Consider the following 25,172-nt stretch of genomic DNA (forward strand, 5'->3'; position numbering starts at 1 on the left):
CACCATGGCAAGGGCCAGCACAAGGATCACGAGGGCATCAAGGTAAGCGGCGGATTGGGCCCGGACGGAGACTTACCGCTCGAAGCTGCCTTCGGCCTGCTCCAGTGTCCGTACCTGATGACGTTTCTTCAGGGCTTGAATTGTGAGTGGAGCCGCGATCACCACAGCGGCAGCCAGAATGCGGGCGGGCCAATCGTCTGGCGATTCCGCTGCATTGGCCCAGGCCAGCAACACCGCCAGCAGGGCCAGGCCCGCAATGAGCACACTTGCTATCTGCTTCTTCAACTTTTGCCCCGTCAGTCACGCAGATATGTAAGGGAAACTTTACTTTTCGCGCGCCCGGTCTCTCGAGTGTGCAGATAATGCCCTCAATATCGATTTTGAGGGCATTATCTGCACACTGACCGTGCGGTCAGGACCTGTGTGAGCGCACGCAGTGGCCCCGCGCCCCGCTACAGCTCCCGTTCCGCATAGACAGCCAGGGCGTCCCGCACAAACGTGGCCCCGGCCGTGCCGCCGTAGTTGGCCGCAAAGCGCTCATCGGCCACGTAGATTTCGCTGAGCCCGAGGATGTAGTCCTTGAGGTTGCCCCGGGGCGTAGAGCCGGAGGTGGACGCGGGCGTCCCCGGGATGGAACCCAGCCATTCGACGTGGCGCCGCGCCAGTTTCTGGGCGGCTGTCGAATCGGCGGCCATCCCGCTTGCGGCTGCGGCGCTCCAATCGCTATTCAGTGTGGCAAGCCGGTCCTTCCAGGTTTGCTGCGAGGCGGCATCCATGCCGCGCCACCATGAATCACTGCGTGCATAGGCATCCTTGCCCCAGCGTTGCTGCACTTCCTCCTTGTAGTGCGTGTGGTCAAAGCCGTCAAACATTTTCTCGGCCATGATTTCTTCTCCTTTTTCTTGGGCTGCAATGGTTTTTTCGACGGACGCAATCAGCCGCACCAGCCGCGCCTGTTCGGCCCGCAGCAAGTCGACGTGCGTGCGCAGGGCCGCAGCGGGTGAGGTTTCATGTTCCAGTACCGAGGCAATGGCGGGCAGGCCCAAGCCCAGTTCCCGCAGCAGTAAAATACGCTGCAACCGCACCAGGGCGGCCTGGTCGTAGTGCCTGTAGCCATTGCTGGCGATGCGGCTCGGGGGTAGTAGGCCAATGTCGCCATAGTGACGTAGAGTGCGGCTTGTAGTGCCGCTCTGTTGGGCCAGCTGTTGAATTGAAAGGTCCATGAACACCACGGTAAAGGTTGACGCATCGTCAATGTCAAGAATTTTTCGCGCACATCAAGAATTCCGGAATAACTTCTCGCGATCGTAAGTTGAGCGTAGTAGACTCAACTTTGTAGGAGCTGAGTCGCCACACATTGTTGACACACAACGAAAGGACCCCTCTTGGACGCCAAATTCACCACAAAGAGCCAGGAGGCTCTTTCCTCCGCTGCCATGAACGCTTCCACCGCCGGCAATCCCACCGTGGAGCCAGCGCACCTCCTCAAGGCCCTGATGGATCAGCGCCAAGGCGTTGCTGTCGCTTTACTGAGGGCCGCCGCAGTTGATCCGGACGCTGTCAGCGTCGCCGCCAGCGCCGCGATCCGCGAGCTGCCGTCGTCGTCGGGCACTTCCGTTGCCCAGGCCCAGCTCAGCCGCAACACCTTGATGGCCGTGCAAGCTGCCCAGCAGGCCGCCGAGTCCATGGGAGACAGCTACGTTTCCACCGAGCATCTCCTTCTGGGTCTCGCGAACGACGCCGGAGCAACAGGAAACGCCCTGCGCCAGGCAGGTGCCTCCCGGGCTGCGTTGGACGCCGCGCTGCCTTCCGTTAGAGGCGACGGCAAGGTCACCTCACCCGATCCGGAAAACACCTTCGAGGCGCTGGAAAAGTTCGGGGTGGACATGACAGCCATTGCCCGCTCGGGCAAGCTGGACCCCGTCATTGGCCGAGACTCCGAGATTCGCCGCGTCATGCAGGTCCTCAGCCGCCGCACCAAGAACAACCCCGTGCTCATCGGTGAGCCCGGCGTTGGCAAGACGGCCGTGGTGGAAGGTCTGGCCCAGCGCATGGTGGCTGGAGATGTGCCGGAGTCCCTGCGCGGGAAAACGCTCATCAGCCTGGACCTGGCTGCCATGGTGGCCGGGGCCAAATACCGCGGCGAGTTTGAAGAGCGGCTGAAGGCTGTGTTGGAGGAGATTAAGGCCTCCGACGGTCAGATCGTCACGTTCATCGACGAGATCCACACGGTGGTCGGCGCGGGCGCTTCCGAGGGCTCCATGGATGCGGGCAACATGCTCAAGCCCATGCTGGCCCGTGGCGAGCTGCGCTTGATTGGTGCCACCACGCTGGACGAATTCCGCGAGAACATCGAAAAGGATCCTGCGCTGGAGCGCCGTTTCCAGCAGGTGTTCGTGGGCGAGCCCAGCGTCGATGACACCATCGGCATCCTTCGTGGCTTGAAGGAACGCTACGAGGCGCACCACAAGGTGGCCATCGCCGACTCCGCCCTGGTTGCCGCCGCGACGCTGTCCAACCGCTACATCACCGGTCGTCAGCTGCCCGACAAGGCGATCGACCTGATGGATGAGGCGGCGTCCAGGCTGCGCATGGAGATCGATTCCGCACCGGAAGAAATCGACCAGCTCCGCCGCGCCGTCGACCGTTTGACCATGGAGGAACTGGCTCTCAGTGGAGAAACGGACGCCGCATCGGTGGAACGGTTGGCGGCATTGCGCGCCGACATGGCTGACAAGAAGGAGGAGCTGGCCGGGCTCAACGCCCGCTGGGAAGCAGAGAAGGCGGGCCTGAACCGGGTTGGTGACTTGAAGGCCAAGCTGGATGAGCTGCGTTCCATTGCGGACAAGGCCCAGCGCGACGGCGACCTGGAGCAAGCCTCCCGGGTGTTGTACGGGGAAATTCCGGCGTTGCAGCGTGACTTGGAGGCCGCAGCCGCGGAAGAAGAGTCCATTGAAAAGGCTGACCTGATGGTCGCGGAGGAAGTCACGGCCGACGACATCGCCGAGGTCATCTCTGCCTGGACGGGAATTCCTGCCGGGCGTATGTTGCAAGGTGAGAGCCAGAAGCTGCTGCAGATGGAGCAGGTCCTGGGTTCGCGCTTGATTGGCCAGTCCAAGGCCGTGACGGCTGTCTCCGACGCGGTCCGCCGTGCCCGGGCCGGCATCAGCGATCCGGACCGGCCCACGGGATCCTTCCTGTTCCTGGGCCCCACAGGTGTGGGAAAGACGGAGCTGGCCAAGGCTCTTGCCGACTTCCTCTTCGACGACGAACGCGCCATGATCCGCATCGACATGAGCGAGTACTCCGAGAAGCATTCGGTGTCCCGCCTGGTGGGTGCGCCTCCGGGCTACGTTGGGTACGACGAGGGCGGCCAGCTGACTGAGGCCGTGCGCCGTCGCCCGTACTCGGTGGTGCTGCTTGACGAGGTGGAGAAGGCGCACCCGGAAGTCTTTGACATCCTCTTGCAGGTGTTCGACGACGGCCGGCTCACCGACGGGCAGGGCCGCACAGTGGACTTCCGCAATGTGATCATTGTGCTGACATCCAACCTGGGCTCGCAGTTCCTGGTGGATCAGAACCTGTCCGATGAGCAAAAGCGCAAGGCTGTCATGGGCGTGGTGGAGTCATCGTTCAAGCCTGAGTTCTTGAACAGGCTCGATGAGATTGTCATGTTCGACGCCCTTAGTGTGGAAGAGCTATCCCACATTGTGGACCTGCAGGTGCAGGCGCTGTCCACGCGGCTGCATTCACGCCGCCTGACGCTGGAGGTCACCGACGCCGCCAAGGCGTGGCTGGCCTTGACGGGTTACGACCCCGCCTACGGCGCCCGGCCGTTGCGCCGGCTGGTGCAGCGCGAGATTGGCGACCGCCTGGCCAAGGAGATCCTGGCTGGCACCGTGGCCGACGGCGACACGGTTCTGGTGGACACCGCGGCCGTCTTTGATGAGTTGGACATGGAATCGCCCAGCAGTTCCGGCTTGAGCGTGAGCCGGGTTCCGGCAGACTCGCCCGCCGACGCCCGCCGCTAGGGCAAACAGAAGGGCTGTGGGATTCGGAAGTGTATTTCCGAATCCCACAGCCCTTCAGCTTTTTAAGACGTTGCTACTTGGTCAACGAGGACAACAAGTTGTTGCCGCTGGTGTCCTGGATGAGGCAGTCCACGCGACGATCACCGGAGTCGTCCCAGGTCGACTGGGACGGGTAGGCAGTGAGCTGTTTCAAGTCCTTCATGCTCTCCGCCTCGGTGGTCAGCTGCACGTCCTTGCAAATCTCGGCAGCCTTGGCCTTCAGGGCGTCACCGCCGGGGAACGTCTCGTCGTCACCGTAGTAGAACGTACCCACGAGCTGCGCCGAGTGCGGGCTGTTGCACAGCACAACATCAGCCGCTGCGGAAACGCCCTTGAAGTCGCGCAGGCAGTCACCCTGAATCCAGTCCAGCGGTGATGCTTGCGGCACCACCACATCTAAGCCCGGATCCACGTCCTCACTGCTGGGGTCGTCACTCGGGGATTCCTGCGACTGCGTGGTCGGTGCCGGGGCGGGTCCGGCATTGTTCAAGCTGGAGGTGATGAATCCGATGAGCAGTGTCACCAGAACACCCAGCAGCACAACGGCGAGGACCACGATGGCCAAAATGATGAAGAGCTTCTTCTTGCCGTTTCCGCCGCCACTGCCGCCGGGACCCTGAAGACCCTGGGGGCCGCCGGGGAAACCGGGGCCCTGGGGACCTTGGGGGCCGCCGGGGAAACCGGGGCCCTGGGGACCTTGGGGGCCGCCGGGGAAACCGGGGCCCTGGGGACCTTGGGGGCCGCCGGGTACTGGGGGCATGCCGGGCGCGCCGTACGGGGGTTGTCCGCCCGGGGTTGCCGGCTGGCCAAAGGGTGTTGGTGCACCGTAGGGAGGCTGTGCCTGGCCGTAGGGCGGCTGGGCGCCGGACTGGGCGGGCTGCTGACCATACGGGGGCTGTGCCTGGCCGTAGGGCGGCTGGGCGCCCGCGGCGGAACCTTGCGGAGCGGAAGGCGTGGCCGAGCCAAACTGGGAGGCAACTCCTGGCTGCTGACTGGACTGGTAGGGCTGCTGCGCTGCCTGGGCAGGCTGGCCGTACGGCGCAGCGGGTGCAGTGGCCGCAGGCGGGACAGGCGGAACTGCGGGGATGGCTTGGGTGAATTCCGGCTGTCCGGCCGATGCGGCCGCATCCGTGCCTCCGACAGCAGCAGCTGCGCTTGCGGCATCGGCCTCACCACGGGCAATCTGTGCCGGGGACTGCCAGGCACCGGCCTTAGGCTGCCAAGGCGTGGCAGATTGCTGCCACTGCGTTTCCGGGCGGTGCCAGCCGTGCCCATCGTCCACGCTGTGGCCAAGAGTCGTCGCCGCTGCGGCGTCCTGGGCAGGGTCCGTGTGGGGTGCGCCAGCTCCGGCGTCGAACTGCCCCGGGGCAGCCTCCGGAGCGGGCGGCAGGTCAGCTTCAGGTACAGCCGGGGCCGCAACGGGCTCCGTGGCTGCAGGCTGTTCGGGTGCGGCTTCCTGCGCGGGCTGTGTCCATGGGTTGGTGGCTACCGGCGGCTGGGAAAAATCGGTGCGCAAAACAGTGGTGGCGGAGTCCCAGTCGGGCTCACTGGCTGCCGGGGTGCCGGGGAGGTCCTCGCCAAGACCGGAGGAGACACCCCGGGCTGCCAGCTCGGCCTCGTGTTCCACTGCGGCGGCCTCGGCTTCAGCGGCTTCAAGGTCAACGCTTTCAGCGACGTCCTCGCTGATCGCGGCGTCGCCCAGCGTGGGCTCGGCAAACTTGTAGTCAGTGCCGGAAAGCGTCGCTTCGGCACTGCCTGTCTCAGGCTCGCCGGACGTGGGGGTGGGGAATTCTTCAGCGCCCTGACCGTTGGCGTCGCTGCTTTCGTTCATGGGTACTAAACCTTCCGTGCTGCGTTAAGGATCTGACGCAAAATCGATGGACTGAAGTTGGTGGCTGACACAGTGTTTCGTCTTCGTGCTGGCCGCAAAAGAGCCGTCATTGCGGAACAAATTCTCCGCCTACAGCTGACTCTATCGAATATTGGGTGGCCGCAGCGTCAAATTTGATGTTTGGCTATGGGCAGAACAGCCCATGCCTGCCGCGATTGCTCCAGAACTCATGTAATCTATGAGTACGACAAATTGACCGAATATTCCGGAGCCTCGCTCTTAGCCCGAGCGACCACCTCCGGTCCAAGTGTAAAAAGGGGGTCACGCCATGGGGCGCGGCCGTCAAAAGGCGAAGGCAACCAAGCAGGCTCGGGACATTAAGTATTACTCCCCGAACACTGATTATTCAGCTCTGCAGAAAGAGCTCGGTGGAACAACTCGGCGAGCCCCGAGCCAGCAAATCGAGGTTCCTGCAGAACCGGATTATTCGGCATATGAAGATAAATATGCAGATCAGTTTGAGGACGACGACGACGTGGACTCCCGCCGCATTGGCTAGGACCGTTTAGACACCAAACGCAACAAACCCTGCATGACGCGCAGCCAAAAATGCTGAAGCGTCGTGTGGGGATTTTGTTGCGCTAAAACCAGTTTTGGAAATGCCGCCGCTCCCGCAAAATGCCGCAGGTTTACCTGTGGCAAAAAGCGGGAGCGGCGGCATTTTTCGTGAGTGAAGTTAAAGCACGACGGCGGCCCGCGCCACTTGGTGGGGACCGCCGTCGAACTTAGTAACTAGGAAGCGTAGTTGCCCACCAGGCGGACAGCGCCGCCGTCAACGCCCTTGGCGCCCTGGGTGTAATCGGAACCGGTCTTATCTGAATCCGATGCCTCGGCTGTGACAGTACCCATGACCCAGGACGGCAGGCCGCGGGAGTTCAGACGGGCCACGGCGTCGTCGGCGGCGTCAGCGGAAACCACTGCCACCATGCCCACGCCAAGGTTCAGGGTGCGCTCCAGGTCGGCCAGCGGCACGTTGCCCAGCTGGGAGACCAGGTTGAAGATGGCCGGCAGGCTCCACGTTGAACGGTCCACCGTGGCGATGAGGCCCTGGGGGAGTACGCGTGCCAAGTTGGCGGCCAGACCGCCGCCGGTGATGTGGCTGAAACCGTGAACTGCCTTTTCCTGGGTGACAGGAAGGTAGCGGGTCAGATCCAGGCAGTCGGCGGCGTAGACGCGGGTGGGCTCAAGGAGCTCCTCGCCCAAGGTGCGGCCAAGCTCGGAAACCTGACGGTCCAGGGCCCAGCCAGCGTGGTTGATGACGCGGCGCACCAGGGAGTAACCGTTGGAGTGCAGGCCGGAGGATGCCATGCCGATGATGACGTCACCGGCGCGGACCCGTTCCGGACCCAGCAGCAAGTCAGCCTCGACGACGCCCGTGCAAGCACCTGCGACGTCGTACTCATCAGGAGCCAACAGGCCCGGGTGCTCGGCCGTTTCGCCACCCACCAGGGCGGTGCCGGCAACCTTGCACGCAGCTGCAATGCCGCGGACAATGTCAGCCACACGCTGGGGGACAACCTTGCCGGTGGCAATGTAGTCGGTCATGAACAGCGGCTCGGCGCCAACCACCACAATGTCATCCACAACCATGCCCACCAGGTCGAAACCAATGGTGTCGTGGATGTCCATGGCCTGGGCGATGGCAACCTTGGTGCCCACGCCGTCGGTGGAGGTGGCCAGGTACGGCTTCTTGTACGTCAGGAGCTTGGAGACGTCGTACAGGCCGGCAAATCCGCCGAAACCGCCAACAACGTTGGGGCCGTGGGTGGCCTTGACAGCTTCCTTCATCAATTCAACGGCGAGGTCGCCTGCTTCGGTGTCAACACCGGCGCTGGCGTAGGTGATTCCCGTTGCTGGCAAATCATTGGAGGCGTTGGTCATGGCGTCTCTTTCTTGGAATGCTTTAAGAACCGTCAGCTGCTGTGCGGTCCTGGTCGGTCAGGAGGTTTTCCATTTCCGAGTCAGGTCCCGGATCGCAACCGGTGGAGGTGGTGGAGTTGCCAGCATTGGTGCGTTCGAGCAGGTTTTTGCCCAAACGGTCGCTGCTGGGAAGTTCAATGGGGTAGGTGCCGGTGAAGCAGGCCGTGCAGAGACGCTCGCGCGGCTGCAGGGTGGCTTCGATCATGCCGTCTTCGGAGATGTAGGCCAGCGAATCGGCGCCAATGGACTTGCCGATCTCGTCAATGGCTGCACCGTTGGCAATCAATTCCGCACGTGAGGCAAAGTCGATGCCGTAGAAGCACGGCCAGCGCACGGGCGGGGAGGAGATCTTCACATGAATTTCGGCGGCGCCGGCTTCCTTGAGCATGCGGACCACTGCGCGCTGGGTGTTGCCGCGGACAATGGAGTCATCCACAACCACAATGCGCTTGCCGCGGATTACTGATTCCAGGGCGCTGAGCTTGAGCTTGATGCCGAGCTTGCGCAGGGTGTCGCTGGGCTGGATGAAGGTACGGCCCACATAGGCGTTCTTGACGAACCCGTGTGCAAAGGGAATGCCTGACTGCTCGGCGTAGCCAATGGCGGCAGGGGTGCCGGATTCCGGCACCGGGATGACCAGGTCAGCCTCGGCATGGTTTTCGCGGGCCAGCTGGCGGCCCATTTCCACGCGGGACTCGTACACGGAACGGCCGGCAATGGTGGCATCCGGGCGGGCCAAGTAGACGTATTCAAAGACGCAGCCGGCCGGGGTGGCGGGTGCGAAGCGCTGGGTGCGCACGCCGTCCTCGTCGATGGCGATGAATTCGCCGGGCTCGATTTCACGGATGAGTGTGGCGCCAATGGTGTTAAGGGCGGCACCCTCGGAGGCGACCACCCAGCCGCTGTCCAGGCGGCCAAGGACCAGCGGGCGGACGCCGTGCGGGTCGCGAGCTGCGTACAGGGTGTGCTCGTCCATGAAGACGAAGCTGAATGCGCCGTGGATCTTGGGCAGCAGTTCCATGGCTGTTTCTTCCAGGGAACGGCCTTCTTCACCGCGCAGCAAGGTGGTGACCAAGGCTGTGTCGGTGGTGTTGCCCTGTGCCATTTCACCTGAGGTGGGGACGCCGTACTTGGCAATGACCATCTCATGCAGTTCAGCAGAGTTGGTCAGGTTGCCGTTGTGTGCCAGGGCCACAGTGCCGCTGTCGGTTGCACCGAGGGTGGGCTGGGCGTTGGCCCAGTTGGCTGCGCCCGTGGTGGAGTACCGGCAATGGCCCACAGCCATGTGCCCCGTCAGGGTGTTCAGTGTGGGTTCGTCAAAGACCTGGGATACGAGTCCCATGTCCTTGTATACACTGATTCGCTTGCCATCGCTTGTTGCGATGCCAGCCGATTCCTGACCACGGTGCTGTAGTGAATACAGGCCGTAATAGGTTAGTTTTGCAACCTCTTCACCGGGTGCCCAGATGCCCAGAACGCCACAAGCGTCCTGAGGTCCCTTTTCGCCGGGTAAAAGATCATGGGATAGTTTTCCGTCTCCGCGTGCCACCTGAAAATTGTCTCATGTAATGACGCGCACCACGACCTACTGTGACGTGCGTTATGTTGCTGCCGGTGGCGGGTTGTGGCTAGGCGGTTTCGCCGTCGGCGTTGCTGTCATCATCCGGCAGGGACGTCACCAACAGCGTTTTGCTGCGGCGGGTGCTGGCGCGGTCCAGCACCAGTGCCACAATGGCGCCAAGTCCCGCGCCGGGCAGAACCATCAGCACGGCAAAGAAGCCAAAAATGCTTGATGTTTCAAATTGTTCGTTGGGCGGGGTGACGGAGGCGAAAATGGCTGCCGTCACAATGCCGGCCAGGGCGCCGGCGATCATGAACGGGACGTACTTCGGGGCGCGGCGCACAGTCAGTTTGCGGGGCTCTCCGGAAGCGGATTCAGGCTGGGAAGTCATGCCTCTAGCGTACCTGCCCAAGCTGGCAACAAGGCTGGGACGCTTTTTAGCGTCGCTGAAGGGGTAGCTCGGCGGACAGGTCAGCGCGCAGCCCGGATGCTGCCACCTGGCCGTGTTCGACGGCGTCAGCCCAGGCGGTCTGGCCGGTCACCAGCGCTAGCCAGGTGCCGGCGTCGCACTCCACAACATTTGGCGGCGTGCCACGAGTGTGCCGTGGACCGGGAATGCACTGGGTCACGCCGAAGGGTGGCACCCGCACCTCCACGGAATTGCCGGGCGCCCGTGCAGCCAATTCCTCCAGCGAGTAGCGGACGGCGGTGGCCGTGACAGCCCGGGCGGTGTCCCCGTTTTGCCACGCGACCAGAGCCGCCTGGCCATCGGCAATATCTATACGACGCCGGGCACTCATGTCCTGCTCCTTGCTCGTGGTTGTGCGGGTTGTGTTTTGGAGGGCGTGGATGGGTGCGGATGGGCCCACGCTAGTCGAGAAGTACGCTGACGGCTCGGCCCAGGCGCAGGCTGCCGGCCGGGCTGTTTCCGCCCATGACGGGGGGAACCACGCGGGCCAACACCGTGGCCACCTCCGGAATGTCGAGTGCGCCAGCGGCGGCCAGGAGTGTCAGGGCCACCAAGGTGGCTGCCCGGCCGTTGCCGTCCAAGACCTTGACGGCCACACTGGCGCCAGTGGGTGTGGCCATGGCCAGCACGCCTTCGGCCCCCATTTTTGCCAGAATTCCAAGCTCTTCCATGACAACAGTGTTGGGCAGCCCGTGGCCCTCCACGGCCCACGGGTAGTCCAGCATGGACGTTGCAATGGTGGCGGCCCGGGCGTTGGCGAACTTGTCCGAAGGCGCCTTGGCGAGAGTGCTGAAGCCGCGCGCCAAACCAGTCAACGTGACGGCCATGACGGGAGCGCCGCAGCCGTCAACGCCCGTGTGCATCACCGAATCGCCTGTGTACTCTTCCACCACGGTGCGCACGGCGCGCTGCATGGGGTGGTTTGGTTCCAAATAGCCGGCGGTGTCCCAACCATTCTCGGTGCAGGCCCAGAGGAAGGCCGCGTGCTTGCCGGAACAGTTCATGGCAATTTTGGACTTGCCGCGTTCGGTTCGCACCAGCCAGGCGCGGGCGTCGGCATCGCGGGGCCACGCTGCGGGGCAGCCCAGATGTGTTTCGTTCAAGCCGGCCGCCTTGAGCATGCCGGAGACCACATCCATGTGCTCCAACGAACCCGTGTGGCTTCCTGCCGCGATGGCCACCTGGGCTCCACGGAGCGGAACACCGGACTGCATCGCGGCCAGGGCCTGGAACGGCTTCATGGCTGAGCGCGGGTAGATGGGCGCGTTGATGTCCCCCAGCTCCGTGACTACCGATCCGTCCCCGGCCACCACAACTGCCGAGCCGATGTGGACGGACTCAACAAATCCGCTGCGTTCCAGGACGGCGAGTTCAACGGCGTCGTGCGCCCGGAAAGTATGGATCATGGTGACATCCTAGCGATTAAAGAGGTGTTGGCAGGCCGGAGGATTCCTTGACGATCACAGCAATCGCCCCGGCAGGGTTGTCCTCCGCCACGGCTTTGGTGACCGCCTCGAGCTGCTCGATGGCAACGGAAATTGTCAAGGTTCCTGTCCGGCCGTCCGGGATGATGCTGTGAATGGCTGCGCCCTGTTCGGCGGGGAGCGTGGCGCGCCAGGTTGCGACGGCCTGCAGGGCTGCTTCCAACGCTGCGGCGTCCACCGTGACAATCGTCGCCACGGCGCCGGCGGCTGTCACGAGGTCTGCGGCAGCCTGGTTGGTCACGGCAACATGCAGTTTATTGGCTTCAATCCAGGAATCGGAATAGGAGTCACCAAGCTGGGACCGCAGCTTTTCATTGAGCGCCAGCAGGGCATCGGTGTCGGCATCGCTGGCTGCTGGGGAAGGGGTTTGCGTTGGCGGAACCGGTGGCGATCCACATCCGCTCATGCCCAGGGCTCCGCTCATGGTGGCTGCGAGGACAACTGCGGCGATTGCCTTGCTGTTCATGGTGCCTCCCCCTTTTCTGGTGCTGGTCTCGATGGCTGGCGTTGTGACCCAAGGTTGCTGTGGGCCTAAAGCCGTTGTATAAAGTCGCTGTTGTCCAAAGCACAGTGGGTCCCATTCGTTGAGAACGGGACCCACTGCCTATGTTGTTACAGCTGTTGTATTACAGCCTACTGCTTTTAGCGCGCGTTGCGGCGGCGAATCAGCAGGAACGCTGCACCGCCCAGAAGCAGCAGCACACCGGCTCCACCGAGTATCAGTAGGGAGCTTGAGGCCCCCGTGTTGGCCAGGTCGTCAGCGGCCAAAGGCGCCACGATCGGCGCCGTCGTAGGTGACGTTGTGGCTCCCGGGGTGGTGGGGGGCGCTGTGGACTCTGGTGTTGCCGGCGGCGCGGGTTCAGCGAGCACAGTCACGGTGGACGCAGCCGTGAGGGACCGGAAGTCACCCCACTGCTGCTCGGCCGTGATTGAGTAACTGCCGCTGGTCAGCTTGTTAGCCAGTGCGACGCTCCAGGTGGTGCCCTCCACAACGGCTGTGTAGCTCTTGCCGTTCACAGTAACCTGAACGCTGGCCTGTTCCAGGTTGGTGCCGGAGATGACCTGCGGTCCCTGGTTGAAGACGAACTCCTGGCCGTTGCGCGGCGAGGTGATGACTGGCGCCGCCGGCGCCACGGTGAAGGAGCTGGTTGTGGCCGAGGAGTCGTTCCAATCAATCAGGGTCTGCTTCGCATTCACACGGTATACGCTGACGTCATCCAGGCCCTGCGGCAGCGTGAATGACCATTTGCTGTCTTCGCCAACAACAGCGGTGCCGGTGACATCGCCCGACAACTCAACCGTGGCGCCAGCCTTGCCGGTTCCGGTGATGGCGGTGACAGGTGCCCCAACGCTGCTGCCGTCCACGGGGGAGGTGATGGCCGGGGCGGCCAGGGTCTCCTTGATGACCTGAATGGAGGACTCACCGGGTGCTGAGGTGCTGAAACCGTTCTTGGCCTGGGCTGTGACGGCAAAGGTGCCGAACTTGTTCGGTGCGGCGATGCTCCAGGTGCCGTCTGATTCCACTGCCGCGTTGAGAGGATCCTCATCGCCGAAAGTGACGGACACCGTGGTTCCGGCCGGTGCACCTGCAACAGTGCCCGTGACGGTGCCCTTGCGGAAGACGGGTGATGTGGTGGTGACCTTGGGTGCTTCCAGGAAGATCTTGACCGTGTAGCCATCAGTGGCGGCTAAAGCGGTTTTTAGGTCGGCGGCAATGGCAACGAACGTGCCGTCGTTCATCTGGCCGCCGCCGCTGGTGATGCCCACTGCGGTGGTGCCCGAGATGATGGGACCGCCGGAATCGCCGTGGTCGTTCATGATGGTGCTGGTGAAGGACGCGAAACCTCGAACGGCGCGGATGTCCAATGGGTCTCCATTGGGATTTTGTTCGGAGGGATAGTTGATGCCGGCAACGGCGTAGGCGCCAATTTCGTCAACTGATCCACACGTCCAGCCGGTGGTGCGGCCCGATTTGCACACGGGCGCTCCCAGCACGGGTGAGGCAACGGCCGTGACGTTGATATTGGTGGAGTCGGTGGAGACCTGCTCAGGGACAGCCCATGTTGCCGCGCCGGTCCACTTGGCTACCTTGGGTGCCTGGGTGAAGTTTTCAGGGAGGCCGTCAATGACAGAGACGTCGGTGCCAATATTGCTGCCAGCGTGCCACCCGTCAGGGTCGGTGGTGGTGGTGCTGTTGCCCGGGCCGCCGAACTGGGAGAAGCCCATGGTGCCCAGCGGGGCAAGGAGCCGGGGTCGAACTGCGGGATCCCCTGTTGCCGCCTTGTCGAAAATTGGGTTGGTCAGGTATGCGTCAGTTAGAAATCCATCCATGGTGCAGTGGCCGGCCGAGACAATGGCCGGCTCCCCGCCCTTGGTGAAACCGTTCCAGCCGGTGCTGCAAAGCCCGCCCTTGGTTTTGGCAGCATCGAAGGCGGCATACCCCTGGCCGTTGACCACGTCAAAGGGATCGCCCTCCTCGAAGGTGGGCTTGGCGGGGCCGCTGGCGTCTTCAACCACCACGTTGGCGTATTTCGCTGCAAAGTCCGCTATGGAGGGCTCCAGCGTTTTGGTAAATGCCGGCGTCGCCACCGGCAGGCCATTCTCCGGCTCACCGGTGCGGATCATGAATTCGCCGCTGGCATTGAGCGCCACTGACAACAAGTTCTCGGCACCGAAGGTGGAGACGTAGTCGGCGAACAGGGCGTCCACGTTTGTCGCATTCCTGGACACGATTGATGTGGTGGCTGCCGTGACGGTGACCTTGCTGTTGCCGGCGGCCGCCTTGGCAACTCCGGCGGCTGAGGTCTGGACGGCGATGGTGTCGCCCGTGAGGGTGACAACGGCTGTTGGATCAACCTTGGAAACTTGTGCCTGGATCGCTGAAGCCTGGGTTGCAAGGGCGCCCTGGGCGTTGAATTCCGCAAGGCTCATGCCAAGGTCGCGCTCAAGCGCCTCGGCCAGGCCGCCAGGAAGTGCGGCCCCGGCAGCGGGGGCAGCATCGGTTGCGGGTGTGGTGACCACAGGGCTGGGTGTTGGTGTTGGCGCTGGCGCTGCTGAGGCGGCTCCGGCGGTGAATGTTCCGCCGATCAGCACGGCGGCTGCGGCACAGGCCGCACCCCCGCGCTTTAAGTGGCCGCGCGTGAATGCTTGCATGAAGTAAATCCCCTTGAAGAGTTGACCTGAAGAGACCGGGGTGAAGAGAGCTAGTGTGTGCTTGTGGATGCGCGCGGGGCGCCGCTGCCCTCATAGGAGAGATATTTCAGGCAATTCCAATCGTCAAGCTATCAAGTAGCGGAAACGCGGGCAATGAACGGGCGGCGATTCGAGTCACATTACGTGTAGAACGCCGCCATGGCGCCGATGTCAGAGCTGCCCATTGACTGTTTCCGGCTTTCATGGGTGGGTATGTAGATTCCTCGGACGGAGCCAGCCTGAGTTGCGGGCCAATCCGCTCATGTGACACTTTACGGCTCGGGGCGCTCGGGCAAGTACCCTTGAGGGGTGAAGGTTCTAGTGATTGGCCCCGGAGGCCGCGAACATGCCATTGTCCGCTCGTTGCTTAGCGACCCCAACGTCAGTGAGGTACACGCTGCCCCCGGCAATGCCGGCATCGCAGCCATTGTGCCCACGCATGCGCTCAACGCCAGCGATCCAGCCGCTGTTGCAGCCCTGGCGTTGAGGCTTGGAAGCGACCTTGTTGTTGTGGGGCCCGAGGCTCCCTTGGCTGCAGGTGTTGCCGACGCCGTGCGCGAGGCCGGAATTCCTGTCTTTGGCCCCAGCAAGGAAGCCGCACAGCTGGAAGCGTCCAAGGCGTTTGCCAAGGCTGTCATGGCGGAGGCACAGGTCCCCACGGCCATGGCCAAGGTTGCTGTCAACGCCGACGAGGCTGCCGACGCACTGGACACCTTTGGTGCCCCCTATGTTGTCAAGGATGACGGCTTGGCCGCCGGCAAGGGGGTTGTGGTTACCAATGACCGCGCCGAAGCCTTGGCCCATGCCCAGTCCTGCTTTGATGTGGGCGGCACTGTTGTCATCGAAGAGTTCCTTGACGGCCCCGAAGTTTCCCTGTTTGTCCTTGCCGACGGCCACAACGTTGTCCCGTTGGCTCCTGCCCAGGATTTCAAGCGCATTTTCGACGGCGACGAAGGCCCCAACACCGGCGGCATGGGTGCATATTCCCCGCTCGAGTGGGCCCCCGCCGGCCTGGTTCAGGAAGTCATTGACCGCGTGGCCCAGCCCACCATTGATGAGATGGCCCGCCGAGGCACACCCTTTGTGGGTGTTTTGTACTGCGGGTTGGCGCTGACCAGCCGCGGCACCCGCGTCATTGAATTCAACGCACGCTTCGGCGACCCGGAAACGCAGGCAGTCCTCGCCCGTCTGAAGACCCCCTTGGGCGGTGTCCTCATGGCGGCGGCCAAGGGCCAGCTGGCAGACATCGATGAGTTGCGCTGGCTGCCTGAAACGGCCGTGGCTGTGGTTTTGGCCAGCGAAAACTACCCCGATGCTCCCCGTACAGGGGACCGGATCCGTGGGCTGAAGAAGGCCAACCGGCTCGACGGCGTGCACGTGCTGCATGCGGGCACCGCCGCCGACGACGCCGGATACACGGTGAGCGCCGGCGGTCGCGTGCTCGCTGTGGTTGGTTTGGGCGTTGACCTGGTGGATGCGCGCGAGCGTGCCTATGCCGGCATTGAGGAGATTTCCTTAGAAGGTGGCCAGTACCGCAATGACATTGCGGCCAAGGCTGCCCGTGGAGAAATCACCGTGACAAACACCTCGGCACAGGCTTAAGGACAAGAAAATCATGGCTTCAGCAATCCCCGCGGCCCCCGTCCTGCCCGGATGGACCCACATCTACTCGGGCAAGGTTCGTGACCTTTACGAGCCGGCCGCAACGGCGGTCGCGTCTGCTGCGACCCCCTTCGCCGGACGCAGCGACGTGGTTCTGGTGGTTGCCAGCGATCGCATCAGCGCCTTCGATCACATCCTGGCCACCGAGATCCCTGACAAGGGGCGGATTCTGACCGGTTTGAGCCTGTGGTGGTTTGCGCAGCTCGATGTGCCCAACCACGTGATCGCAGCAACGGTTGAAACCGGCGTTCCGGAGGAGGTTGCCGGCCGCGCCATGGTGTGCAAGCGTCTGGAAATGTTCCCCATCGAGTGCATTTCCCGCGGCTATCTGACAGGCACCGGACTCATCGAGTACCGCCAGTCACAAACTGTCTGCACCCTGCCGCTGCCGGCCGGGTTGGTGGATGGCTCACGCCTGGTGCCGGCCATCTTCACGCCGTCGGCCAAAGCCGAGGTGGGTGAGCATGATGAGAACATCAGCTTCGAGACCATGGTGGAAACTGTGGGAGCCGACGACGCCGAAGCGTTGCGCAGCCTGACCTTGGAGATTTACACCCGGGCGGAAGAAATTGCCCGCGAACGAGGCATCATCCTGGCTGACACCAAGGTGGAGTTTGGCACAGACCCGGCCGACGGCGTCATCACCTTAGGTGACGAGGTCCTGACCCCTGATTCCTCACGCTTCTGGGATGCGGCACTGTGGGCTCCGGGCCAGGCCCAGCCCAGTTTTGACAAGCAGTATGTGCGCGATTGGCTCTCCAGTGAAGAATCGGGCTGGGACAAGGCCTCGGATACGCCGCCGCCAACCCTTCCGGCCGACGTCGTGGAACGCACCAGGGCCCGCTACGTGGAAGCGTACGAGCGCCTGACGGGCGCAACCTTCATCTAGCTTTTCCAACTAGCCCGCAGAAAACGACGAAAATCGCTCCGAATTGGATGATTTTCGCCGTTTTATGCGGGCCAGTTTTGTTGGGCCGCGCCGGGAGCCTCAGCGGGGGGAACCTTGAAGTTCGGTGATGTTTTCCTGGGCCACGGCAGCCCTGTCCGCGGCTCCGGCCAGAACGAACCTGTCTCTGGCGTTGGTGAACGCTTCCAGCGCCTGGGCAGAGCTGTCAGCGGCTTTCAATGCACTGCCCAGCAACAAGGCTGAATCGCCGGCAATATGAGGAGCCAGCTGCTCCTTGTTGGCTTCAATGTTGGCCAAAAGTTCCAATGCCCGAGGCAACTCGCCATTGAGGTAGTGCCACCGGGCCCGAAGCAATGAGACTTCGAGGGTCTCCGAGGCCGTTGCCCCCACCACGGAGTGAGCCAGTTCGCTGCGTTCAATGGCCTGCAAGGTGGCGGGCTCCACCACGCCCGCCATGAGCCGCACCCAGGCTGTTGCCTTGTTGAACTGGGCCCACCGGGCAAGGTCGGCGGCAGGGGACAGAAGGCGGCTTGCCTTCGCGTGGTGTTCCAAGCCCACCCGGATGTCTTGGCGAATAAACGCAACGTTGCCAATGACCCAGTGGATTTCCCCGGCCATCTGATCGGGGGTGGAATCCGTGACGGAATCGGCAAGAATCAGTGTGTGTGTCCAAGCCTCGTCAAGACGACCGGCTTCCGTGAGTGCGCCAACAAGTGTTTGAAGCGCCATCAAATAGGCACTGAATTCTTCGGCGCTGTCACCGGAACCGATTTCCACTGCGGCGGTGGCGTGCTGGATGGCCTCAGACAGAGAGCCTTGAGCCAGCATGGTCGCAGCCATGACCTGATGTGCACGGAGCGACAGAGGATCACTGGCAGTTGTCAGCGGGTGCTTCAACAGCGCTATCAACACCTCAATGGCCTGCGCATGGTTGCCGTTGCGCAGCAATGAGTTGGCGCTCAGGAAAGTCATGTTCCACCAGATGACCGGATTCTGGTTGGCGCAGGCCAAATCGGCAGCAGCTTTGGCATTGCTGGCCGCGCCCAGGTAGTCGCGGGTGTCCCAGCATTGCCGGGCACACAGGGACAGTCGAAGATATTCGCTTTCCGCCGGGGAGGATGCCTGAACCCACTCGGCAATCGCAGAAGGGGCCATTTGAAGTTGCGAGGCCAACTGTTTGATGATGTCAGCCGTTGGCTCACGGTGGGCGTTCTCCAGCAGGGAAATGTAGCTTGCCGAATAGAGCTCACCGCCCAGTTCAGCCTGTGTGAGTTGACGCGACAAACGTTCCTGTTTGAGTCGATCACCAAAACTACTGCCCACTCGCTTGCTCCTTGCTTGCCGCATGCCACCGTTGGCTACACTCTACGGCGTCAACAATGGAACGGAGCGGAAAACATGACAAAAGTGTCAAAAAGTGGCTGCTGCTGTCCTTCTAGATAGGTACTCCGCCGCAAAGTGTCATCTTGTACAGTCTGGCGTGCCCTTCGCTGGCCACCAGGGTGAAGGCATCGGAATCGGGTGCCAGCGTGATTCCAGGATAGAGCGAACGCGGATCGTTAAACGCAGGGATGTAGTCGGTGCCAAAATCCAGCAGATGCGTGACGCCCTGGCGTTTCGCGGCCGAGCATACTTCTTGATCGCTGCCCACACGGTTGAGCCAAAAACGCAGCGTGTAAAGATCGGGGTTCAAATCCCCCTGCGAGCTATACGGAAACAGCATTCGACTCCCCGCCAGCGCCATGGCCAAGGCCGATCCGTTGTAAGGATTATTGGCGATGACGTCGTTTTTGGTGGTGTAATTTCCGAGCCTGTGAATCAACGCCAACTCATGGGCGTCCACCTGCGCCAGACCATCAGGCTCGGCGGGGACGCGGTACATCACGCCCACCTGGTCCCTGATTTGCCACAGGCCCGGGTTGGAGAAGGCAAGCACGACGACGAGAACGGCCGCCGTCGTCGCCCTGCCCTTGGTCTCCCGCAAGCCAGTGCGGATGAAGAATGTTGGGAATCTGCCGATCAGCCATTCCACCAGCTTGACCATGCCCAGAGCCGCCAGCGGCACAGCAAGCAATGGCATGAGGGCGGCAATGCGTTCCGGGTTGTCCCACCAGGGAGCCATGACAATGTTGGCCAGGCTGGCATTGGTGCCGGTGGCCAGAGGGTAGGTGAAAGCCACCAAAACGAGTGCCGGTGCCAGCCACTTCAGCCCGGGGCTGCGGAATCCGGCGCGCACACCCAGCAGGACCAGGGCCGTCAGTGCCAGGGCCGGGAACCAGATGGGGGCCGGTGCATGGGTGAAGTTTCGCAGCAGGGCCAGCGGAAAGAACAGGAATGCCGGGCTGGTGTAGCCAAAAAGACTGCGGATTTGCGGTACGGCCAGCATGGCGGCGGCTGCCACGGCGGTGACCAGGATGAGTAGGCCCAAACGGTTCCAGCCGTGACGTCGTGAACGTCTAAAGCCAGTGCGCAGCCACGCGAAAATCAGGTAGGCCAAGAGCGGAGTCAAGACCAGCAAGATACTGAAAATTCCGTTTGGTTGGGCCATGACGGCCCCCGGCATGAACAGCACCACCACCGCCAAGGCTTGGGCGGGATGCAGGCCCGTGTGAGCTGACGGCCTGATAATCAACAACACCAAGCCAATCCCCAAGGGAACCAAGGCATTGGAAAGCGCGTTGGGGTACGCGGAACCGTACTGCAGCAAAAGCCATGGAAAGGCGGGGAAGGCAGCCGCCAGAACGGCTGCCGAAATGAGCAGTGTGCGCCCCGTGCCAAAGAGCACGCGAGTCAAAAAGACGCAGCTCAGTGGCCACACCACGCCCGCCACTGCCAACCACATGATGTTTGTTGCCGCGGGGATGCTGACACCGGTGACAATGGCCAGCAGGCTCGCCAGCCCATGCCAGGCACCGGGATAAAAAACTGTCTTCACAGTGGGCAGGATGAACCCGGAAATGGCGAAGGAAGACGCGTTGGAGGTTTCCGCGGCATACGCTGTGGCGTTGAGGTGAAAGACGGAGTCGTAGCCCTGCGTGAACTGTTCGGGGTTGCTGGCAACGAGCGTCAGAATCGCCGTCGTCATCGCCAGTGCAACGAGAACGCCTGCGGCTGCTGCGCCGACCCCCGTGTTGGCCTTATGGTCCTGCGCAGGGGAGTGCGCAGGCGAGACAGCGCTGAGGGCTGGGATGAAGCGCCTGGCCATCCAGCCGGCTCCAGCGGCGACGGCGGTACCCAAGAGCACCACCGCCACGTTCCAGGGCAAATGGATCAGCGGAGCCACCACGGCGCTGACGCCAATGACGGACACCGACACTGCAGGGGCCAAACAGAGCGCCATGAGACCGCGCACCCGCAGAGCCAGTAGAACTGCGCCGCCGGGCAGGGCGAGCATCAACAACGCCACGACAAAGGCCGGCAGCGCTTCAAACCATGAACTCACCCAAACATCCTGTCTAAAAAAAGTTGGGCTGGACTAGACCTTTTTGACTACGCTGGACTTGAGTTTCATGGGGCCAAAACCGTCTACTTTGGCGTCGATGTCATGCCCATTGACAGGGGAAATCAGGCGAATGTTGCGTACTTTTGTGCCGATCTTCAGGTCCTGGGGGCTGCCCTTGATCTTCATGGTTTTCACGATGCTGACAGTGTCGCCGTCGATCAAGATGTTGCCCACGGCGTCCTTCACCACAGTTTCCTGCGCAGCCTCTTCCGAGTTGCCGTCCTCCACCGGAGACCACTCGTGGGCGCACTCTGGGCAGACCAGCAGTTCACCCATCTCGTAGCTGTATTCGCTGGCGCAGACAGGGCAGGGGGGAAGAATCTCACTCATGCGATCCATCTTAGCCGTTGCGGCTCCTTGCCAGCTGGGAGCCGCTGCCCGTTGGTGCCTGTGCGCCCGGGATGGCGGCCTCAGGGGATAAAACAACAGCAGCGGCATCCGAAGTGGATACCGCTGCTGTGATTTGGTCGGGGTGACAGGATTTGAACCTGCGGCCTCGTCGTCCCGAACGACGCGCGCTACCAAGCTGCGCCACACCCCGATCCGCCACTCTTCCCGGACCTGTGAAGGTCTGAAAAAGCAACCTCTCAAGAATAGCGGACAGGGGCCGTGATCGCGAAATCGTGGTGTTGGGCCGAGCATAGCGGCTCCGCAGCTAGGAGCCTGCGGGCTTGAAAGTAACTGTCCCAACCGTGTTGCTCAGGATCAGAGAGTCCGCGTTCAAGGTGTAGTCCAGTGGTGTGGAGAAGAACTTGACCACCCACTTTTCGTAATCACTTTGGGGGCTCTGGCAAGCCATCATCGTCATGGCCAGATTGGAGCCCACCACAAATTGTGTGTCGCTGACTTCAACTTGGCCCATGAGAGTGTTGCAGGGAGTTTTGGAGGAGAACGATACGCCGCCGTCTCGAGGCATGGTCATCACAGTAAACGGGTCGTTGCCCAGCCATGCCAACTCGCCAGTGGAGTCACTGCCGCTCACTGAGCTGAGGTTCAGGCAGTCAAAGTCCTTCACCGAGCGGGGAATGCCGCCCGCTACTGGCGCGCATTGGGCGGGCGTCTGCGTGGAAACGTCGGTGGCATCCGATGTTGTGCCGGCGGCCCCGCCGGAGCCACCCCCAGAACCGGGAGTGGTGCCGCAGGCGCTCAACAACAACAGCGCTGCTCCCAGAAGAAACAGATGTCTTTTCACTGCGGGTCCCCAAAGATTGATAACGGCGTTGAGTGTTGCCACTCTATGGCTGTCGGTTCTTCGCCGTCAATCCTTGGCAGTCACTCTTTGGCTGTCAACGTCAGGACAACAGCCTCGGGGCGGCAGGCAAAGCGGAAAGGTGCTGTGCGGGACGTGCCAATGCCGGCTGAGACGTTGACGGGGCTCCTCAAGCCGTGGGCGTCCCAGTCATTGAGGCCCTTGGCGCGCCACGTGGGCAGATCGCAATTAGTGACCAAGGCGCCGTACCCGGGCAGGCAAACCTGTCCGCCATGGGTGTGTCCGGCCAGGATCAGGTCGGCACCTTCGCCAGTGAAATGGTCCAAAACACGTTGATACGGGGCATGGACCACGGCAATTTTCACGTGCGGGGCGTTGTCTTGGGTGACGGAACCTCGCGGCCAACCGGCGTAGCGTTCGCGATTGAGGTGCGGATCATCCACGCCGCTGAAGTCAAAGCGAATACCGTTGAACGGGATGGACTGCGCCCTATTGGTCAGATTTACCCAACCGCCCAAACCGAAGCCGGTATGGAGTGCGTCGGTGTCCAGGGCTACAGGCTCACGGTTTTTTCCAGCGGGAAGCTTGGACGGCCCGGCAAAGTACGCAAAAGGGTTCCTGAAGGTCGACGCGAAGTAGTCATTGGAACCGGGCACAAAGACGCCAGGAAACTCCATGAGCGGACCCAAAGCCTCCAGCAACGGGGCAATGGCCGCAGGATGGCTGAGGTTGTCCCCCGTATTGACCACAAGGTCCGGTTGAATTGCGGCGAGTTCCCTCAACCAGCGCGTCTTCTTGTGCTGACCCGGGGAGAGATGGATGTCTGAGAGGTGCAGCACCGTGAAAGGCGCTGCACCTGGCGGCAGAATCGCAAGCCGCTCTTCCCGGATCGCAAACCAGTTGCGCTCAATCAAGGCACCATACGCCACAGCGCCCACACCCGTGGCTACGGCGAGCCCCGCCGCTGCTCCCAACGCGGAGAGGCTGGATCCGGCTGTACGTGTACGTGACATCTGAGCCGTGCTCTAGTCTTTCTTGTCTTTGTTGTCGGCAGGTTTTTCGTCTGCCGGCTTGTCGGAGCCGCCGGAGTTTGGCGTTGCGGGCTTGGGCGCAGCTGGCTGGGGTGCAACGGTCACGGGGGCGTTGACCATGCTGGCCGGCGGGGGTGTAAAGCTGCTCACGTCAAAGAACCCGGCAACCTGATTCATGTACCCCTGCCACGCCTTGCCAGCGTAGGTGGCACCATCCACATAGCTGATGCGCTGGTTGGCGATCAGCAATCCGTTGTTGGAACGGTTCTTCTCCTCAGGACTGCCCACCCATGAGGTGGTCACCAGACCCTTGGTGTAGCCCGTGGTCCAGGTTTGCTGGGAGTCATTGGTGGTACCGGTCTTGGCAGCGGAGTTGTATTGCAGCGGATCTGCGGGCTTGAACTGCAGCGGAATCTGGTAGCCGGAACCGCGGACCAGCACTTCACCCAGCACCGAGTTGACGCCTGCGGCAACTTCAGGCTTTACCGTCTGCTTGCAATTGGCGGAGGGTACCGGGAACTTATCTCCCTTGGCATTGGAAATTGAAACCAAGGCAATGGGATCGCAGTGGACGCCGCCGGAAGCAAAGGTGGCAAAGGCAGAGGCCATGATCACCGGTGCCACTTCGCCTGAGCCCAGGAGTGAGCTGACGTTCTCCAGATTGTACGGCTGCTTAGGGTCCTCACCATTGTGGATTCCCGTTGCTGTCATCATTTTCTGGATGTTGCAGATGTCAAGTTTTGCGGCTGTGGCAAAGGTGGCAGTGTTCAGGGAGTTGTAGAGGCCCTCACGCGCCGTCAAGTTCCGGTACCAGCCTTCTTCTGCATTCTGGAGGTCATCCGCGGCGTCAGGATTGTTGGAGTCGTAGATTCCGCCCGTGGAACCACACGAGTTGTTCCATTGGAAGCCAGCCGGGTACTTGCGGACCGAGGCATTGACAATTTCGTTGATCTTGTGGCCTGAATTCAGCCACTCGGCAAAGGTAAAGGGCTTGATGGTTGAACCCACATCAAATCCGCCCGAGCCGCCCAGCGAATTGCCGTTGGCGTCGAGGCGGTCAACGTTGAAGTTGTAGTCGGTTTTCCATTGGCCTTCCGGCGGAGCCAGCTTGGTGTTTTGGGCCATGGCTAGGATCTTGCCGCTGCCAGGCTGCACTGTGACCAGGCTCTGACCTACCCTGTCAGGGTTGTTTTCCATGGGTGTGAAGTTCTGCAGCTGGGCCTGTGCAGCATCCTGCAACCCCGGATCCAGTGTGGTGGTGATTGCCAGTCCACCCTGGAGCAGCAGCTTTTCGCGGTCCTCCACAGTTTTTCCGTAGGCGGGATCATTGGAGATCAGGTTGGTGACGTACTCGCAGAAGTACTCAGCACGGACGGCCGTTGTGCAGCCCAGACGGTTCTCCTGGATGTTCAGGCCAATGGGTGACGCAACTGCTTCGTCATGTTGCTTTTGATCGATCATGCCCTGGTCCAGCATGTGTGCCAGCACCAAATTGCGGCGGCCAACTGCGGCCTCGGGGTTCGCCACTGGGTCGTAAACGGTGGGGCTGTTCACCACGCCAGCCAGGAGAGCCGACTGCGGCAAGGTGAGATCCTTTGCGTGGACACCAAAGTAGAAGGATGCAGCTGATTCAATGCCGAAGTTGCCGTTGGCGTAAAGCACCCAGTTCAGGTAGCCCTGCAGGATTTCGTCCTTGGAATATTTCTTCTCCATGGAGATGGCGAGCTTGATCTCGCGCACTTTCTCGCCGATACCCTTGTCAGAGCCGAGCTTGATCTTGTCATTCTCGCCATTGGCAGCGTAGGTCTGAATGATGACGTTGTTCACGTACTGCTGGGTGATGGTGGAGGCGCCCTGGCGTCCACCGCCCTGGGCCATGGAGGTAACGGCACGGATCAAACCACGGGTGTCAATGCCCCCGTGCTCGTAGTAGCGGGCGTCTTCAACAGCAATCACCGCGTTCTTCATGAACGGGGAAATGTTCTCCAGAGCCACCTCGGTACGGTTTTGATCGTAGAAAGTCGCAATGACGGACCCGTCGGCAGCAAGAATCTTCGAGGACAGGGCGGGGGTGCCAACAGTCATCTCATCCGGGAGATCATCAAAGAAAGAGATGGATGAGGTGGTGGTTGTGCCCGCCAGTGCCACAGCCGGAACCATGAGTCCGGCCACCAGGACACCACAAATGGTGCTGACGCCCAGGAAGGCGACCAATTTGCCTAGAGTGGTGGCGGTATCGAAAATGGGGTGTTTTTTTGCTGCCATTTTCTCAG

General features: G+C 62.0%; 20 protein-coding genes and 1 tRNA gene. 4 read left to right on the forward strand and 17 right to left on the reverse strand.

The window, feature by feature from the left end; translation table 11 throughout:
- Positions 1 to 72: 72 nt before the first annotated feature.
- Together CVS28_RS00540 and CVS28_RS00545 are read right to left on the reverse strand one after the other, a co-directional pair.
- The gene (locus CVS28_RS00540) at positions 73 to 285 is read right to left on the reverse strand and encodes a hypothetical protein (RefSeq protein ID WP_103463793.1); all 213 of its coding nucleotides are present in this window, start codon (positions 283 to 285) and stop codon (positions 73 to 75) included.
- Between the two features lie 167 nt (positions 286 to 452).
- On the reverse strand, positions 453 to 1,223 hold the full coding sequence (locus CVS28_RS00545) for a MerR family transcriptional regulator (RefSeq protein ID WP_103480464.1): 771 nt from the start codon (positions 1,221 to 1,223) through the stop codon (positions 453 to 455).
- Positions 1,224 to 1,385: 162 nt separating this feature from the next.
- Here CVS28_RS00545 and clpB point away from each other — a divergent pair, with 162 nt between their 5' ends.
- Entirely contained in the window at positions 1,386 to 4,031 is a 2,646-nt protein-coding gene (gene clpB, locus CVS28_RS00550; RefSeq protein WP_103480303.1) for an ATP-dependent chaperone ClpB, read from the forward strand.
- 73 nt (positions 4,032 to 4,104) lie between these two features.
- Here clpB and CVS28_RS20045 read toward each other — a convergent pair whose 3' ends face one another.
- Positions 4,105 to 5,901: a hypothetical protein gene (locus CVS28_RS20045; protein ID WP_243399610.1), complete on the reverse strand. Its 1,797-nt coding sequence runs from the start codon at positions 5,899 to 5,901 to the stop codon at positions 4,105 to 4,107.
- Positions 5,902 to 6,229: 328 nt separating this feature from the next.
- On the opposite strand from CVS28_RS20045, the gene CVS28_RS00560 reads away from it, so the two are divergent.
- Entirely contained in the window at positions 6,230 to 6,460 is a 231-nt protein-coding gene (locus CVS28_RS00560) for a DUF3073 domain-containing protein (protein ID WP_103463796.1), read from the forward strand.
- A 233-nt stretch (positions 6,461 to 6,693) separates the two neighbouring features.
- On the opposite strand, the gene purM is transcribed toward CVS28_RS00560, so the two are convergent.
- The 7 genes from purM to CVS28_RS00595 all read right to left on the reverse strand — a co-directional run bounded on the left by purM (position 6,694) and on the right by CVS28_RS00595 (position 14,548).
- Positions 6,694 to 7,842 (reverse strand): phosphoribosylformylglycinamidine cyclo-ligase, encoded by a 1,149-nt coding sequence (purM, locus tag CVS28_RS00565; protein ID WP_103463797.1) that lies wholly within the window; start codon positions 7,840 to 7,842, stop codon positions 6,694 to 6,696.
- 22 nt (positions 7,843 to 7,864) lie between these two features.
- Positions 7,865 to 9,430: an amidophosphoribosyltransferase gene (gene purF, locus CVS28_RS00570; protein ID WP_103463798.1), complete on the reverse strand. Its 1,566-nt coding sequence runs from the start codon at positions 9,428 to 9,430 to the stop codon at positions 7,865 to 7,867.
- A gap of 79 nt (positions 9,431 to 9,509) precedes the next feature.
- Positions 9,510 to 9,833, reverse strand: coding sequence for a hypothetical protein (locus CVS28_RS00575; protein WP_207767417.1), 324 nt, complete (start codon positions 9,831 to 9,833; stop codon positions 9,510 to 9,512).
- Between the two features lie 46 nt (positions 9,834 to 9,879).
- Positions 9,880 to 10,242 (reverse strand): sterol carrier family protein, encoded by a 363-nt coding sequence (locus CVS28_RS00580; RefSeq protein WP_103463799.1) that lies wholly within the window; start codon positions 10,240 to 10,242, stop codon positions 9,880 to 9,882.
- Between the two features lie 70 nt (positions 10,243 to 10,312).
- Positions 10,313 to 11,317, reverse strand: coding sequence for an asparaginase (locus CVS28_RS00585; RefSeq protein ID WP_103480304.1), 1,005 nt, complete (start codon positions 11,315 to 11,317; stop codon positions 10,313 to 10,315).
- Positions 11,318 to 11,333: 16 nt separating this feature from the next.
- Positions 11,334 to 11,861 (reverse strand): hypothetical protein, encoded by a 528-nt coding sequence (locus CVS28_RS00590; protein ID WP_103463801.1) that lies wholly within the window; start codon positions 11,859 to 11,861, stop codon positions 11,334 to 11,336.
- A 176-nt stretch (positions 11,862 to 12,037) separates the two neighbouring features.
- Positions 12,038 to 14,548 (reverse strand): S1 family peptidase, encoded by a 2,511-nt coding sequence (locus CVS28_RS00595; RefSeq protein ID WP_103480465.1) that lies wholly within the window; start codon positions 14,546 to 14,548, stop codon positions 12,038 to 12,040.
- 348 nt (positions 14,549 to 14,896) lie between these two features.
- Between CVS28_RS00595 and purD the strand changes: the two genes are divergently transcribed.
- Complete coding sequence (gene purD, locus CVS28_RS00600) at positions 14,897 to 16,189, forward strand: phosphoribosylamine--glycine ligase (protein WP_103463802.1); 1,293 nt, start codon at positions 14,897 to 14,899, stop codon at positions 16,187 to 16,189.
- A gap of 13 nt (positions 16,190 to 16,202) precedes the next feature.
- A complete protein-coding gene (locus CVS28_RS00605) occupies positions 16,203 to 17,138 on the forward strand; it encodes a phosphoribosylaminoimidazolesuccinocarboxamide synthase (RefSeq protein WP_103480305.1) in 936 nt (311 codons plus the stop codon).
- 99 nt (positions 17,139 to 17,237) lie between these two features.
- Here CVS28_RS00605 and CVS28_RS00610 read toward each other — a convergent pair whose 3' ends face one another.
- From CVS28_RS00610 to CVS28_RS00640, 7 genes are all read right to left on the reverse strand, one after another.
- Positions 17,238 to 18,479: a helix-turn-helix domain-containing protein gene (locus CVS28_RS00610; protein WP_165788017.1), complete on the reverse strand. Its 1,242-nt coding sequence runs from the start codon at positions 18,477 to 18,479 to the stop codon at positions 17,238 to 17,240.
- A 112-nt stretch (positions 18,480 to 18,591) separates the two neighbouring features.
- Entirely contained in the window at positions 18,592 to 20,598 is a 2,007-nt protein-coding gene (locus tag CVS28_RS00615) for a DUF6541 family protein (protein ID WP_103480306.1), read from the reverse strand.
- Positions 20,599 to 20,631: 33 nt separating this feature from the next.
- Complete coding sequence (locus CVS28_RS00620; protein ID WP_103464099.1) at positions 20,632 to 20,988, reverse strand: zinc ribbon domain-containing protein YjdM; 357 nt, start codon at positions 20,986 to 20,988, stop codon at positions 20,632 to 20,634.
- Between the two features lie 134 nt (positions 20,989 to 21,122).
- Positions 21,123 to 21,199, reverse strand: a tRNA-Pro gene (locus tag CVS28_RS00625).
- 114 nt (positions 21,200 to 21,313) lie between these two features.
- Positions 21,314 to 21,850, reverse strand: a complete 537-nt coding sequence (locus CVS28_RS00630; RefSeq protein WP_133159019.1) for an META domain-containing protein — start codon at positions 21,848 to 21,850, stop codon at positions 21,314 to 21,316.
- An 80-nt stretch (positions 21,851 to 21,930) separates the two neighbouring features.
- Positions 21,931 to 22,881 (reverse strand): metallophosphoesterase, encoded by a 951-nt coding sequence (locus tag CVS28_RS00635; protein WP_103463807.1) that lies wholly within the window; start codon positions 22,879 to 22,881, stop codon positions 21,931 to 21,933.
- Positions 22,882 to 22,893: 12 nt separating this feature from the next.
- Positions 22,894 to 25,164 (reverse strand): transglycosylase domain-containing protein, encoded by a 2,271-nt coding sequence (locus tag CVS28_RS00640; RefSeq protein ID WP_103463808.1) that lies wholly within the window; start codon positions 25,162 to 25,164, stop codon positions 22,894 to 22,896.
- Between the last annotated feature and the right edge of the window lie 8 nt (positions 25,165 to 25,172).

Source organism: Arthrobacter glacialis, from assembly GCF_002909415.1.
Classification (GTDB): domain Bacteria; phylum Actinomycetota; class Actinomycetes; order Actinomycetales; family Micrococcaceae; genus Specibacter; species Specibacter glacialis.